The sequence below is a fragment of the Vibrio sp. B181a genome (assembly GCF_030248375.1).
GTDB classification, from domain to species: domain Bacteria; phylum Pseudomonadota; class Gammaproteobacteria; order Enterobacterales; family Vibrionaceae; genus Vibrio; species Vibrio campbellii.
On the sequence record NZ_JAHGAD010000012.1, the window covers coordinates 54,737 to 68,989 of the forward strand.

The following is a 14,253-nucleotide window of genomic DNA, read 5'->3' on the forward strand; positions in this document are numbered from 1 at the left end:
CTTTTCATATCGTGCGCTACGACAAAGGTAATTGACGTATCATTCTTTGCACGTCATTCCCGTATTTGACGCGTTGGCGAGTCTCCTCTAGAGAATACAACTGGGTCTTTCTTGCTTCAGGGTTTGCACTTCTTCCTTCCGTCACCATACTCTCTGCTGATGACTTCCCGCTATCTAATCTTCCCGGAATGGTTTTTACCACTGACCAACCAAGACTGCCGATAGAACGAGCGGTCATGATGCCTTGGTAGATGGTGTAGCCATGAGCCCCAACTTTTACTTGACCAAGAAGAACCTTAGTAAAGCCGCCGTGAATCGGGGGCGGCGTATAAGTCATGGTTTTGCCGCCTTGTACCATTTTGGTTGCAATAACTTGACCTTCTGAACTACCGATTCTCATTGCAGGGTTCGCTTTTCGAGCCCATTCAAGGTTGTACTCGCCGGATGGGCGAATCTTGTTCCAGAGTCGAGAACCAAGCCCTGGCTGAGTTAGATCATCGAACGCTCCACCAGCCCTTATCCAACGAATATTTTGAACTGATTTGAAAGCCGAATAGCCGCCACTGACCACGCCAATAATGTCAAATGGAATGGTGGCGATATCCAGCTTACGTGAGATGTCGCCATCATCAATGATGCCTGACGCAAGCTGGAGCGCACCACTGGTCATGCCCGCTATGCCGCCGATGATACCAGCAGCAAGAACCAAGCTTGAGCCTCCGGTTGGAGCCGCAAGCGCAATCCCGACAATCCCCGCAATGATACCGAACGCACCAAACAAGATCTTACTGATGTTCAAGTGGCCACTTGGGTCAGTAAAGTTAATTGGGTCGTTGTGACAGTATACGTAAGCGTTATGCACGCCCTCGCTAAATGGCGCTAGACTGTCTGGGGCGTTAAAGCGCATCAACTTCGGCTGGTAGACACGATAACCTTGACCTAGGTGATAACCTTCAAGCACCGGATCCAACCATTCGCCGTTAAAGCCTAAGTGTGAAGGAGAGACCGTCATCGATTGTGCCATTGCAAGACGCACAGACGTTGGCAGTAATGAAATGCCACCAGCCACTGCACTGGTTTGGCCGATTTTAATCAGAAACTCACGTCGATTAAGCGGAGTAATGAATACAGAATCTTTATTGCTCATTGGTATTTCCCACCTGTTCGCGTTGTCCATATGGAGAGTAGCGGTACATCGAGCCAGTTTGACCAGCTGTGTTGGAAGCGATGACAGAACCGTTTTGATCGGTTGCTAGCATAGAGACCACAGAACCTTGCTCTGACCATTTCGGCACGCCATCATCGTAGATGTAGTGAGTGACGCTGCCATTTTCTTCGATAGACGCGAGGTCACTCCATAAATACTCAAATTGACGACTTTCGGAGCCAGAATGTTGTCGGATTAGGCGATCATTGCTGTCGTATGAGTATTGCCATTCTGTATTGCCGGACAACACGCTAGTGAGTTTGTCGAAGTGATCGTAACGAAGCTCTCGACCTTCGGCATCCTGAATCATGTTTCCGTTCTGGTCATATTTCAGTACGGTTTGACTCGGAAGTTGAGGGTGCGTGTGAGTGATGCGTGTTAACTGTGTTGGATCATCCGCTTCGTAGTAATAATTCGCGAAGTCTTGGGACTCGTTGGTTGCGCAGCGTTGAGTCAACATATTGCCTAGGTCATCGTGGCTCCATTCAAGGAATACGATAGGCTGCCCCCAATCACTGAGCGGACCATTACCTGAGAAATCGACGCGCTTTAGCTGCGAGAGTGAATCATAGGTGTACGTCTCCGTTACCTTGCCCTGCGTCGCACATTCTTTTTCGCGAGAGCGAAGCAAACCAAGTTCGTTGTAGTCTTGAGACTGCTCAAAGATATAAACGTCGTTGAGTGCCACCGCGCGATTGATTTCGCGGCTGTATTCATCCCATTCAATCTCGGTGATTTGTGTTTGATTGCCGGACGTCAAACGCTCTTCAGTAACGCGATCAAACTGATCGTATTCGTATTCGACAGTGGCGTTATCCGTACTTAGTTTGACCAATCGACCAAGCTCATCGTAGCCAAACTGACGGCTATCACGAGCACCTTGAATGGAAGAAATCACGCCGCCTTTTGAGTAAGCATATTGGCGGATACTTCCATCATGCTGTTCAAACTCAGGTAGGCCTGTTGAGGAATACGTGATCGTGCTGCGACTTCCGTTGTTATCTTGGCTGCCCGTTGGTAGGCCAGAAACGGGATCGTATTGGTATGTCGTTAACTGATCGCCGGATTCTTTCTCGTTGAGAACGCCTAACTGATCATCACGAGTAAAGCGTCTTGTTGGCGCAGACAAGCTGGTTTCCGTTTCTGGAATATTACTGCTATCTGCGTACGTCCAAGCTAAAGAAGCTCGATTGCTCGCCCCTCGACGAAGCTCAAGAGGTCGTCCCAACCCGTCTACGTCACGCTGACCAACGATCTGCGAACCTATCTCTAGTTTGGTGACTTGCGTTTGATCAGTATGCGCTGCGTAGGTGATCTGCTGAGCTACATTGTTAGCTTGAGTAATATGAATCGCACGATCAAACTTATCGTATTGATAGCTTTTCGATTGACTCGCAGGATCGGTTTCTTTTTTCAGTCGACCCCAAGCGTCGTATTCATAATGCCAAACACGATCACCCTGTTGCTTCCTATCTTCCAATCCCCAACTGTTTAAATTGCTAACTGTTAACGCTAAGCCCTCAATGCCTTGTGTTTTTTGACGGCTTGCAAGGTTGTTAAACGCAATATGGCGATTGCCATTTGGCAGCGTAGTGGCTTTAACCTGACCCCAATCGTCGTATTCATACCTTTCGGTTTGAGTGACAGAAATCGAGCGTGCATTTTTATCGGGAAGATCATCAAATGAGCTCTTGCTTTCTAGGCGGCCGAGCGCGTCGTACTCTTTCTTCCAAGTGGTTGTGTTGCCTAGTTTCGCTTCTAACTCTCTGCCTTGGCCATCCCAACTCTGTTCGCATAAGTTGCCTTTACAGTCTGTCAGCACCAAAGTTTGTCTAGCTTGGGTTGTGTCGACAAGATATTGGTATGAGCGTGCTGCACTACCATCAATACGTTCGGTTTTAGTACGACGTAGCGAGTCATATTCAAAGCTACAGCGAACACCATCTGCGTCCACGTGATGAGCGATTTCTCCGATATCAAAATAATGGCCGACAACGACGTTAGTTTTGGTGTTGTCGTGGCAAACCAGTTCTTCATGCTCTTCGACCGTCTCATTGCCCAAGGTGTACTGATAGCTTGAGGTTTTTGAGAAGGTACCATCTGCATGCATGATATCGTTCTTGATTGATGCTAAACGACCTAAAGAAAACGCCTCGTTTTTATCCTCATGGTAGCTGTAATGGCTTTGGTAGCGGTCATGAGCAGTTTCTAAGCGCAGTACGACATCCTTTTGGTTGTTGAAACCAGTCGTTTCACCGTACTCATAGGAGATCTTACGTTCTTCAGAGCCATTACTTAGGGTGCGAGACTTCACAAAGTTCACCATGCCAGAAGGCGAAGCAGGGCAGCCAGACTCCCCTTTTGACGAGTAATATTCATAAAACTCAGTGATGTTGTTTTCATCTTTGAAAGACAACATGTTGCCGTATTGATCGTAATCCCAATGACGAGTTTGTAGATGGCTATCTTCACCCGATGACCATTTCTGCTCTTCTTTGTTGATTAAGGCATACTGAGCTGGCTGGTTGGCAAAATTCTCATTGTTACGCGCTGGATAGCCAAGCGTCTTGAGGTGAACAAGTTCATTGTTTACCAGGCGTTCTTCTGTAACCAGCAAGTGGAATTGGTTGTAGGTTTGAATGGTCTTAATAGTCCCACCTTCCACTTTTTGTACTTGGTATGCGTATTCGAACCCACGTTCAAGAAGGTTATCGATACCTTCACTTAAACTGCCGCCCTGAACGCCGTAGCCCATAAAGTTGCGGCTATCGGAATTTACGCGGTCATACTCCGTCGTAATAATGGGCGAGTTTCGAGTCAGCACACGATGAGAAGTCACCGCTGGGAGGTAAGTGTTGGTGTTGACTCTGATCCCATTTGCTTCATAGGCAAGTTGCTCAAGCATCCCACAAGGGTGGGTGACACTCTGAATTAGGTTATAAGCCCCAATCGTTTTGTAGCCAAAGTCATAGCTACCTGCATCTTCAGATAGGTTACATTGAACAAGGTTATTATTGTTCAAAATAAGGCTGAAATACGCTTCGTGTGCACTGCCAATGTTGGTGAAAATATTCACTCTGCCCGGATTCACGTGGACGATAAGCAAAAGTGGCTGGCTCTCGGATGTGCGGTCATCCCAGACTTTGTTTAGGCGTTTTTCTGAGCCAATGTTTAACCAAGAAAAATGCAAAGCATGGCCATCACTTTGAATGATTTTAATTAGGTTACCGTGGTCATCTAAGATGTCTTTACGACCATTTCGATAAGTAATTTCATAACCGCTGGCATCGCCTTTTACGGAGAAATCGAGCAGCTTCTTATAGCGGAGATCAAGTTTGTAGTTTGCACCTAATTCAGCTCGGTAAGACTGTCCATTCGCAAGATGCAGTTGCTTATTTTTTAGATCGTATCTTGGAATGTTGAGCTTCCAACCTTTGCCGAAGCCTAGGTTATCTGTCGAGTAGGGAGAAAATTGCAGAGCGATATCAAGGTTAGGGCCTTTTAGCCAGTTACCGACTAAGGAACCGAGAAGAATTTGATAGGAGTAGCTTCTTGTTCTTTGGTCTACGCCCCCTGAACAAAAACTATCAAAGTTAAACGCATTTGAAGTCCAATTAGACATAGTGCCTCCTTTAAGGCGAAAGTTAGCCCAGCGAGTGTGGGCTAACGTTTTTCTAAGGCCGAGAAATTATTGGTTAACTAGGTTCCATTTGGTGTAGTCCCACTTCTGACCACCGCCGCTAAATTGGCTTTGAGGGTAAGTCAGTTTAAGACGCGCTTTGTTTCCGTACTGGTCATAAGCGGTGAAGCGGTACTCTTTTTGAGAGTCATTAATTGATGTGTTACCAGAGAAAAGCAGCTGACTTAGCGTCACAGAACGCAGCTTTTGGTTAACGCGCCACGTTGCTGTGCGACCTTGGCCAGCAGCGCTGTTCCATACGTATTCGTCTGAAACCGTGCGCTCGCGCCCTGGTTCAAAGATGTAGCCTTTGACTGAGCGGAATCCGTTTGGACAATCACCGTAACAGCCAAGCCATTCGTCTCGTAAAAAGACCTTGTCGTTGTTCGACTCTTCCCAGTTATCCATGGCAACTTTGGTCATGGTGATGGAAGTGTCTGTTGGTGTGATGTAGAAGTTACGAATTTCTGCCTTTTCAAAGTAGAAGCCGTCACCGTCGTCTGTCCAAACTCTTTCACCTGTACCAATGTCTGCAAACTCAGAAGCGCTGTACTCTTTAGGTTGCACACCTTGGTAGAGCGCACTTTCATCGTATGGGTAGGCACAGCTGTCGTAGACGTTGCCACCCTCGAACTGGATTTGTGCACAAACTTGGCGATATTGAGCGGTTTCGTTGCCATATACCCAAGCTGTCAGCTTGTTGGATGCCGTTGAAAGAACGCGTGAGTTAGGAAGGCTTTCAGCACTGCGATACGCGCCGCTGATTTGGTGTGCGTAGTCATTCTCGTTGTATGTGTAGCCCCAACAGTCGCGGCCATAGCTACAGTCTTTGTCTCTGCCTAGTTGGACATCATTGCTCTTTAGGTAAAACGAAATCGAATTCTTTACTTCGTCGTTGCTTACCGTCACTGGTTGACCGTATCGGTCAGCGAAGGCTACCGTAACATTCAGCTTTGATTGCATTTTCCCATTCGCATAAAAAGGCATCGGGGCCCCAAGGCTTTCATTGTGGTCAGCGCTGAGTGTGATCGACGAAACCTCATAGCTGCTATTAATTGCCGCGAACGTTGATGCGGAAAGTAGAGTTAATGGCAGTGTGATGAATAAATTCTGCTTTAAATTGCCCATTATTATTCCCTCATGGTTTGGAAGCGTACTCGATACGATTCCTTTTTTGGTTGTTATTAACTTCTTTTTTATTTAGTTGTTTTAGACTTTGGTTCTAACTTAATTAGAGATTTTTGAGCCTCTTGTCAGTACATCGTCGAGTTCAGATTAAGGGGGAAGTTATGGGGTTTGCAAAAAGGGCAGTTCGGGTTTTGGTTGAAATAGTGTTGAAAAATCATTCCATTAAAAATCAATAGCTTGATAATTTATCCTTGAGTTATATTCAAAGTGATTCAAGACTCAATAGCCGTTTTTTTAAATTCTTGATGGCAACTTCAATTCTTTTTATAAAAAGAGGTTTTGATATTTGTTGTCAGCCGAAATTTAATGACTTTTTCCTGATTTAATTATCAATTAACTTGTTTAATATGCGAGCGTAATAGCCACAGATCTATGAATGTTTTTATTTTTTGGCCAACGGATTGTTGAACAGAGAAATAGTATTTTGACGAAAGTTACGAGAGCAAAAATTCTTGCTAGGCTGGTTTGGTCAAAAAAACGACAAATACTAGCAAGGGGAGTTAGAATGCAAAGTGACGAAGCTTTATGGATACACCAGTCCCGGAACCTTAACTATTGCGATAATCTGCACACTGAAACAGCTAGCTAAGTTAGAGTAAATGGCGCTTGTTCCTTCTTTACATTTACTCACTTAATTCTTCCATTTGATGAGTTTGGCTCATATGCAACACCATTGGCTTCATTAATGAAATAGCGGATCAGATTTACGTCTTTGAGAACGTGAATCATGTTTAGATTTCGCTGTTTCATTCACCTTGCAGTGGATTCCAGCCATTATCCCACTTTGAACTTGTTCTCCGAATACGCGGTTTATTTACCGATAGCTACCAGTAACATGTTACCGGTAACTTGGTTGTTGTGTTCGATTTCGTTGATTCTCATTTGAAGGTTCGCAGCAAGAAAACAACCTCCCTACAGGTTGATGAATAATAATTGGAGTGAGAAAGATGGCGAAAGATTACGGCATCATTGCTCGTTCAGTACTAGAGAAGCTGGGCGGTGCAGAAAACGTAGTGGCACTAACACACTGCATGACGCGATTGCGTTTTGTATTAAGCGATGAAAGTAAGATAGATGCAGAAGCACTGAAGGGTATTAAAGGTGTGATGGGTGTGGTTCACAATGGTGACAAATGTCAGGTCATCATTGGCAATAACGTCTCTTACGCGTACAAAGAAGTGATGGCGTTGTGCAACCTTTCTTCATCAGAATCGAGTGAACCAGAGAAAAAGGTCAAGCTTACTCCAAAAGTGATTGGCGCTAAGATCCTTGATGCATTAGTCGGCACCATGTCGCCACTGATTCCCGCGATCATCGGCGGTTCAATGGTGAAGCTGCTGGCTATGGTTCTTAAGATGACAGGCTTGCTTGATGATGACTCTTCAACACTGATCATCCTCAATGCGATTGGCGACGGTGCGTTCTTCTTCCTACCTGTTATGGTTGCCGCGTCTGCTTCAATTAAATTCAAAACCAACATGTCACTGTCCATCGCGATTGCGGGCGTGTTGATTCACCCGAACTTCATGGAATTGATGGCGCAAGCAGCTGATGGCAAGCACGTTGACTTCTTTAGTATTCCAATTACTTCGGTTAAATACACTTATACCGTTATTCCTGTGTTGGTGATGACTTGGGCGCTGTCTTACATCGAACGTTGGGTTGATAGCATCACACCTGCAGTAACGAAGAACTTCCTAAAACCGATGCTGATCGTATTGATTGCAGCACCACTAGCCATTGTTTTGATTGGTCCACTAGGTATTTGGATTGGTACTGCGCTTTCAGCATTGGTTTACACCATTCACAGCACACTAGGTTGGTTGTCGGTTGCGATCATGGGCGCACTTTGGCCATTGTTGGTTCTGACTGGTATGCACCGCGTATTTACACCGACCATCATTCAAACTATTGCTGAAACTGGCCGTGAAGGCATGGTTATGCCATCGGAAATTGGTGCCAACATCGGCATGGGTGGCGCTTGTCTTGCGGTTGCATGGAAAACGAAAAACCGCGAACTGAAACAAACCGCGAGTGCAGCGGGTGCGTCTGCTATTTTTGCGGGTATCTCAGAGCCTGCGCTTTACGGCGTGCTTGTTCGTCTGAAACGACCACTTATCGCGACCATGATTACTGGTTTCATCGTGGGTGCGCTGGCCGGCATGGCAGGGCTGGCGAGTCACTCAATGGCAGCGCCGAGCTTGTTCACCAGTGTGCAGTTCTTTGATGTAAACGACCCGATGAGTATTGCGTGGGTATTTGGCCTGATTGCTCTGTCGATTGTGCTTTCTTTCGCTTTGACTTTAATCCTTGGTTTTGAGGACATCCCGAACGATGAAGACGAAGAAGGCGAAGCTATCGCAAACAAAGACGTCGCAAATAAAGAAAAAGCCGAAGAGCAAGAAACGGTGTTAGAGCCTGCAAAGCCAGCTTCCGCATAACCAAGATTTGAATAATTGATAGAGCCGCCTTTGCTGGTGGCTCTATGTTAAGAGGTAAATAAGATGTCTAAATCTGTGTTTCCAGAAAACTTCCTATGGGGTGGGGCAATCGCAGCAAACCAATCTGAGGGTGGATACCGAGAAGGAGGCAAAGGGCTCACGACTGTGGATATGATCCCTTATGGTGAGAACCGAATGCCAATCAAACTCGGCCTTGTCGATTCGGTGGAGTTGAGTGAAGATGAGTTCTACCCAAGCCATCAAGCCATCGACTTTTATCACCGTTATAAAGAAGACATCGCACTTCTAGCCGAGATGGGATTTAAGACCTTTCGCATGTCGATCGCATGGAGCCGAATCTTCCCGAAAGGCGATGAACTAGAGCCAAACCAAGCAGGCATTGACTTCTATCGCAGCGTATTTGAAGAGTGCCACAAGTACGGTATTGAGCCGCTTGTCACACTGTGCCATTTCGATGTGCCAATGCATCTAGTGAACGAATATGGTTCTTGGCGAAACCGAAAGATGATTGGCTTTTTTGAACGCTACGCAAGAACCTGTTTTGAAGCCTTTGATGGACTAGTGAAATACTGGCTGACGTTCAATGAAATCAACATCCTTCTGCATAGCCCATTCTCAGGTGCGGGTTTGTTGTTCCAAGAAGGTGAATACCGCGATCAAGTGAAATACCAAGCCGCGCACCATGAGCTTGTTGCTAGCGCTCTGGTGACTAAGATTGCGCATGAGATCAATCCAGAGAACCAAGTTGGTTGTATGCTGGCGGGGGGCAACTTCTACCCATACAGCTGCAAGCCGGAAGATGTGTTCACTGCGATGCAAAAAGATCGTGAGAACTTATTCTTTATTGATGTTCAGTCTCGTGGCTATTACCCATCATACGCGCAGAAAGTGTTTGATGAAAAAGGCGTGAAGCTGGAGATTCTTGAAGAAGATTACGAGACGCTGAAACACACAGTCGATTTCATCTCATTCAGTTACTACGCCTCACGTTGTGCATCAGCAGAGATGAATGCCAATAACACCAGTGAAGCCAACGTCGTGAAGTCGATTAGGAACCCACATTTGCCTGCCAGCGATTGGGGTTGGGTGATTGACCCGCTTGGTCTGCGCATGACCATGAATACCCTTTATGACCGCTACCAAAAGCCACTGTTCTTAGTAGAAAACGGTCTGGGCGCAAAAGATGTACCGGATGAAAATGGTGAAGTACAAGACGATTACCGCATTGATTATCTGCGCCAACATGTAGAAGCCATGGCTGATGCGATTACCGATGGTGTTCCGCTGATGGGCTTTACACCGTGGGGTTGCATCGACTTGGTTGCGGCATCGACAGGTGAGATGAGTAAGCGCTATGGCTTTATCTATGTGGACAGAGACAACCTAGGCAACGGCACACTAAACCGCACACCGAAGAAGTCTTTCCACTGGTATAAGCGTGTCATCGCATCCAACGGTACAGAGCTTTAATCAAACAGAAACACGCCCTTATCTTGAATGCCTTTCCAAAGAGGGATGGCTAAGTTGTGAGGGCGTTTTTTGACAAATCTACTCGATAAGGTGAGCAATACCCTTTACCATAACGGCAAATTCATTAGCTCGTAATTACTTATGTCTCTACCTCCTTGCCCAAACTGTAACTCAGAATACGTTTACCCAGACCAAGACCAGCTTGTTTGCCCAGAGTGTGCCTACGAGTGGAACCCGAATCAGGCGGCAGATGAAGATGCCGTAAACGTGAAAGATGCCAACGGCACGTTGCTGCAAGAAGGTGATAAGGTCACGTTAGCGAAAGACTTAAAAGTAAAAGGCAGTTCGCTGGTACTTAAGATCGGCACCAAAGCGGTGATTCGTCGTATCAAAGACGGCAAAGATCACCAGCTAGATTGCAAAGTTGATGGCGCTGGCGAAATGATGGTGACGGCGCAGTTTGTAAAGAAAGCGTAATTTAAAGTCACTCGGGACCCAACTTTCCAACAGCCTCAATAGCGATATTGAGGCTGCTTTCTTTCTGTTTCATCATTCCTAAGTATGTGTCTCAAAAGCCAGCCACACATTTGCCCTTTGGCGTGCCATTCTTAATCTTGTGTGATTCGTTTTTTATCTTTGTAGGGAAGGGCATGAAGAAATACGCACCGGAGTATACGAAAAAAGAAAAGCTGATACGGCTCGTTGCGATAGGCATCATTGGTGTGGCTTTTGGTGCATGGTTCAAGTTAAAGGGGTTGCCCTATTTGGTGTCTATTACTGTGGCACCTCAGTGTTTTGAGTTTTTGGGTATGCAAGGCGCGGAGTTTTTGGCGCACTTACTGCTTTTCTGGATGCCACTTTCCACGTTTTTGCTCGCCTCTTTATTTATGTTACCTCCAGGTGTGCGCGGCTTAATCGATGGCCAGTTTCCACCCAAAGGTATGAAGGTATTCAGGCCCACAGTGATTCGAAGGGGCAAGCTTGGTACGTTCAAATCGTTGGGCCATTTCCTGTTACCGCTATTGTGTTTGGGCTTCTCCGTGTGGGGCTACTCGAAAGTTGAACCCATGATGGCGATATTTCAATCTAATCAAAATGTCCAGTTGTGCTCTAACTGATTTTCGAAATTATTCATTTGTGATCTTGCTTCCTAGGGAAATAGTCTAATAAATCAGTTGGTTGTTCGATTTGAAGTCTTGGTCGTAAAGATAGAAATAATTATAATACGTTGCACTGTATGTGGAATTACTTGTCCTATCTCTTTGTTATAATTGGGCGCGATATTGAACAATATAACAAAAGGTATCTATTCATGTTCAGCAACCTGTCTATCAAGCAAAAGATAGTGCTCCCTCTATCTTTGATGATTGCATTACTGACCATTAGCTCGGTATTAAATGTTCTTACCATGTGGAAACAAACGGAGCTAAGCGACACACTTAATGAGCAAATCATTCCAAACCTATTCACGATAGAAGATGCCTACCGCGATCTTTATCAAGCGACTTCTGCTATCCAAGCCTTAGCGTTGGCAGAAACACAGCAAGAGATCGACCATCACCTTTTTGAATATAAAGACAATGCTTACAAAGCCTTACCACGAATGCAGAAAGCACTCGAACTGACTCAAGCTGGTCTTCTGCCTGCCCATCAAACAATGGAAATTAATAAGCTTGTGTCATTAGGTCAGAAATGGCTCGATATCTATGAAGAGATGATTCACAGCCCGCAAGCACAGTGGCCAAGTTACTACAGCGAGCACAAAGGCCTATTTGATACCCAGTTTGTTGCTGTTCGCAAGCAGTTAAACGTGGTTAAAGATGCGATTGAAGTTAAACAAAAGGCGCTGAAATCGGAGATCAATGCAGCAGGTCTGCGCGCAGAGTTCATTCTAGGGGCGGGCATCGCGATCGTGATTATCGCTGCGCTCGGCATGATGGTATTGCTGCTTAGAACTGTGGTGAAGCCAATCAACAATATCAAAAATGCGATGGTACAAATTGCTTCTGGCGAAGGCGATCTAAGTCAGCGTATTAACGTCCATTCTCAGGATGAAATTGGTCAATTGGCTGGTGGTTTTAACCAATTCGTGACTAAGATCCAAGCGACGGTATCACAAGTGGTAGAAAGCTCAAACACACTGCGTCAGGAAATGAATAACCTAAACGCGCTGACTTCAACCATCGCAGATGCAACGGAAGGCCAACAGCGTGACAGCGAAGCCGTTGCCGCAGCCGTTCATGAAATGCAGGTGACGAGCCGTAACGTGAGTGATAGCGCGACGGAAGCTGCATTGGCAAGCCAAACCGCGAATGAAGAGTTGTCGAATACCAACGTGATTTTGGAGCAGACCGTCGCAGCGATTCGTGACCTTGCGGGTGAGATTGAAAGCGCAAGCCAAGTCATTAATACACTAGACAATGACGTAGGCAACATTGCTTCGGTATTGGATGTTATCCGTGGTATTGCCGAGCAGACTAACTTGTTGGCATTGAACGCGGCGATTGAAGCAGCGCGTGCTGGTGAGCAAGGTCGTGGTTTTGCTGTCGTGGCGGATGAAGTGCGTTCCCTAGCAAGCCGTACGCAAAAGAGCACCGGCGAGATCCAAACCATGATCGAGAAGCTGCAAGCTGGTGCTGCTCAAGCGGTGGAAGTGATGCAGGGCAGTAAAACTAGCAGCGAAGACACCATTCAATCTGCGGGTTTAGCGACAGAATCGTTGGCTGAAATCCTAAACGCGATTGCTCGTATGAACGAGATGAACACCCACATTGCGACAGCAGCGGGTCAGCAAAGCTCAGTGAGTGATGAAGTGAATAGCAACGTTCAAGGCATTGCAGACAGCAGCACGTCAATTGTGGATGTGGTGAATCAAGCACAGCAGTCACTTTCTATGCTATCAGAGCAAACTCAGCAGCTAGACAAACAAGTTAGTCAGTTCCGCGTTTAACCCTAGTGAGTATTGGCTAAAATAAAAGAGAAAAGGCACCTTTGATAATCAAAGGTGCCTTTTTTATAAACATTTTACTGACGCTAGTACTTCAATATGCACAGCGGAAAGACATGTTCGATAAGGTTCTTTTGGCTCTACCAAAGAAAAAGACGTTACATTGTTCATCAATATAGTAGGCACGGTTGTATCTGACGCTTACCGGCTTGTCATGACCCAGAACAATATAGTCTTTCCCTTTCGATTTGGAATACTCGTAGTGATATTCCATGGATTGGTAGTTCTCCTCGCCAGAATCAAGTTCAGAGTAGTGAATTTGGGAGTCTATGTGGCTTTTGTGCAGCTCGGTATAAGTTGTCCAACGGTATCCTATTGCCTCTACTTTCCCAAATAGCTGAACCTTTGAATGGTGTGTGATAAATAATAGAACGCCATTTAACACGACCAAGAAGGCTAATGTCTTGTATTTATGGGCATTCAAGTAAGAGCTGATCTTTGTGGTAAATACATTCATGGTTATCTATCGTTAGCGTGATGGTGCCATCTTTTGAACGGTTCATTTCTGGGTAAGCTTTGGCTCTTAGCACTTGTTCAAAGTCGTACTTGTAATACAGTGCTTTCGTCGTTTCATAAAGATTAAAGAGCGTCACTAGCATCATGACTATAAAAAGCGCATTCCATAGTTTTGCGTTTTGCTTGATGACTGGTTTGAGCTCGCACTCTTCTGGCTTGGTCATTGGCTGTGAAACTGGCTCGTCTGGAGCAAATTCAAAACTGAGGGAGTAGCCAACTCCAGGGGTGTTAACCAGAATGGTTTTGCCGTTGTCTTCCAGCGTTCGTCGAGTGCGGTTTATCAGTTGAGGCAAACTCTCTTGCGAGATGTGCTCATAGCCCCAAACTTGCTGAATAATCTCTTTATTGCTGATCGTGTTTGGATACGCATCAACAAGACAGTTCAATAACGCTTTTTGTTTATTGGTGAGCTTAAGTGCGTCTAGCTCTTCTGTTTTGCCACTCAAAAGGGAGGGCAGTAAATAGTGAGTCGTCCTGTCCCATGTGAATTTCCCTAATACTATTCTATTGTTGTTTTTCATAACCAACTTATTTCGTATGTTAGGCTGTTTAGGGGGAGCGAATTATAGGGAAATGAAGAAGGAAATCAACGTCTATATTTGAAAATTAATTACGCAAAGCGAAGCGTAAATGTTCAGTTTATGATTCAATGTTAATCAGGTGTAAATGTCATTCAATGTCACTTTGTTATCATTTCAGTTTATGATCTGGTTATATTAATTTC

9 protein-coding genes are annotated in these 14,253 nt (G+C 45.5%); 5 read left to right on the forward strand and 4 right to left on the reverse strand.

Annotation, left to right across the window (positions count from 1 at the left end):
• Nucleotides 1-16: 16 nt before the first annotated feature.
• The 3 genes from KIO97_RS06475 to KIO97_RS06485 all read right to left on the reverse strand — a co-directional run bounded on the left by KIO97_RS06475 (nucleotide 17) and on the right by KIO97_RS06485 (nucleotide 6,014).
• Entirely contained in the window at nucleotides 17-1,147 is a 1,131-nt protein-coding gene (locus KIO97_RS06475) for an RHS repeat-associated core domain-containing protein (RefSeq protein WP_010646196.1), read from the reverse strand.
• Complete coding sequence (locus KIO97_RS06480) at nucleotides 1,137-4,829, reverse strand: RHS repeat domain-containing protein (protein ID WP_285381581.1); 3,693 nt, start codon at nucleotides 4,827-4,829, stop codon at nucleotides 1,137-1,139. The genes KIO97_RS06475 and KIO97_RS06480 overlap by 11 nt, the downstream gene beginning before the upstream one ends.
• Before the next feature lie 66 nt (nucleotides 4,830-4,895).
• Nucleotides 4,896-6,014 carry a hypothetical protein gene (locus tag KIO97_RS06485; RefSeq protein ID WP_045378006.1) on the reverse strand — a complete coding sequence of 373 codons (1,119 nt, stop codon included), beginning with the start codon at nucleotides 6,012-6,014 and terminating at the stop codon, nucleotides 4,896-4,898.
• A gap of 1,007 nt (nucleotides 6,015-7,021) precedes the next feature.
• On the opposite strand from KIO97_RS06485, the gene ascF reads away from it, so the two are divergent.
• The 5 genes from ascF (at nucleotide 7,022) to KIO97_RS06510 (ending at nucleotide 12,956) form a co-directional block, all read left to right on the forward strand.
• On the forward strand, nucleotides 7,022-8,515 hold the full coding sequence (gene ascF / locus KIO97_RS06490; protein WP_045413890.1) for a PTS cellobiose/arbutin/salicin transporter subunit IIBC: 1,494 nt from the start codon (nucleotides 7,022-7,024) through the stop codon (nucleotides 8,513-8,515).
• Nucleotides 8,516-8,578: 63 nt separating this feature from the next.
• Complete coding sequence (locus tag KIO97_RS06495) at nucleotides 8,579-10,006, forward strand: 6-phospho-beta-glucosidase (RefSeq protein ID WP_285381583.1); 1,428 nt, start codon at nucleotides 8,579-8,581, stop codon at nucleotides 10,004-10,006.
• A gap of 141 nt (nucleotides 10,007-10,147) precedes the next feature.
• The gene (locus KIO97_RS06500; protein ID WP_039841615.1) at nucleotides 10,148-10,483 is read left to right on the forward strand and encodes a zinc ribbon domain-containing protein YjdM; all 336 of its coding nucleotides are present in this window, start codon (nucleotides 10,148-10,150) and stop codon (nucleotides 10,481-10,483) included.
• A 173-nt stretch (nucleotides 10,484-10,656) separates the two neighbouring features.
• On the forward strand, nucleotides 10,657-11,124 hold the full coding sequence (locus KIO97_RS06505) for a hypothetical protein (RefSeq protein WP_285381586.1): 468 nt from the start codon (nucleotides 10,657-10,659) through the stop codon (nucleotides 11,122-11,124).
• A 194-nt stretch (nucleotides 11,125-11,318) separates the two neighbouring features.
• The gene (locus KIO97_RS06510; protein WP_285381587.1) at nucleotides 11,319-12,956 is read left to right on the forward strand and encodes a methyl-accepting chemotaxis protein; all 1,638 of its coding nucleotides are present in this window, start codon (nucleotides 11,319-11,321) and stop codon (nucleotides 12,954-12,956) included.
• A gap of 467 nt (nucleotides 12,957-13,423) precedes the next feature.
• On the opposite strand, the gene KIO97_RS06515 is transcribed toward KIO97_RS06510, so the two are convergent.
• The gene (locus KIO97_RS06515) at nucleotides 13,424-14,050 is read right to left on the reverse strand and encodes a winged helix-turn-helix domain-containing protein (RefSeq protein WP_285381589.1); all 627 of its coding nucleotides are present in this window, start codon (nucleotides 14,048-14,050) and stop codon (nucleotides 13,424-13,426) included.
• Nucleotides 14,051-14,253 lie beyond the last annotated feature (203 nt).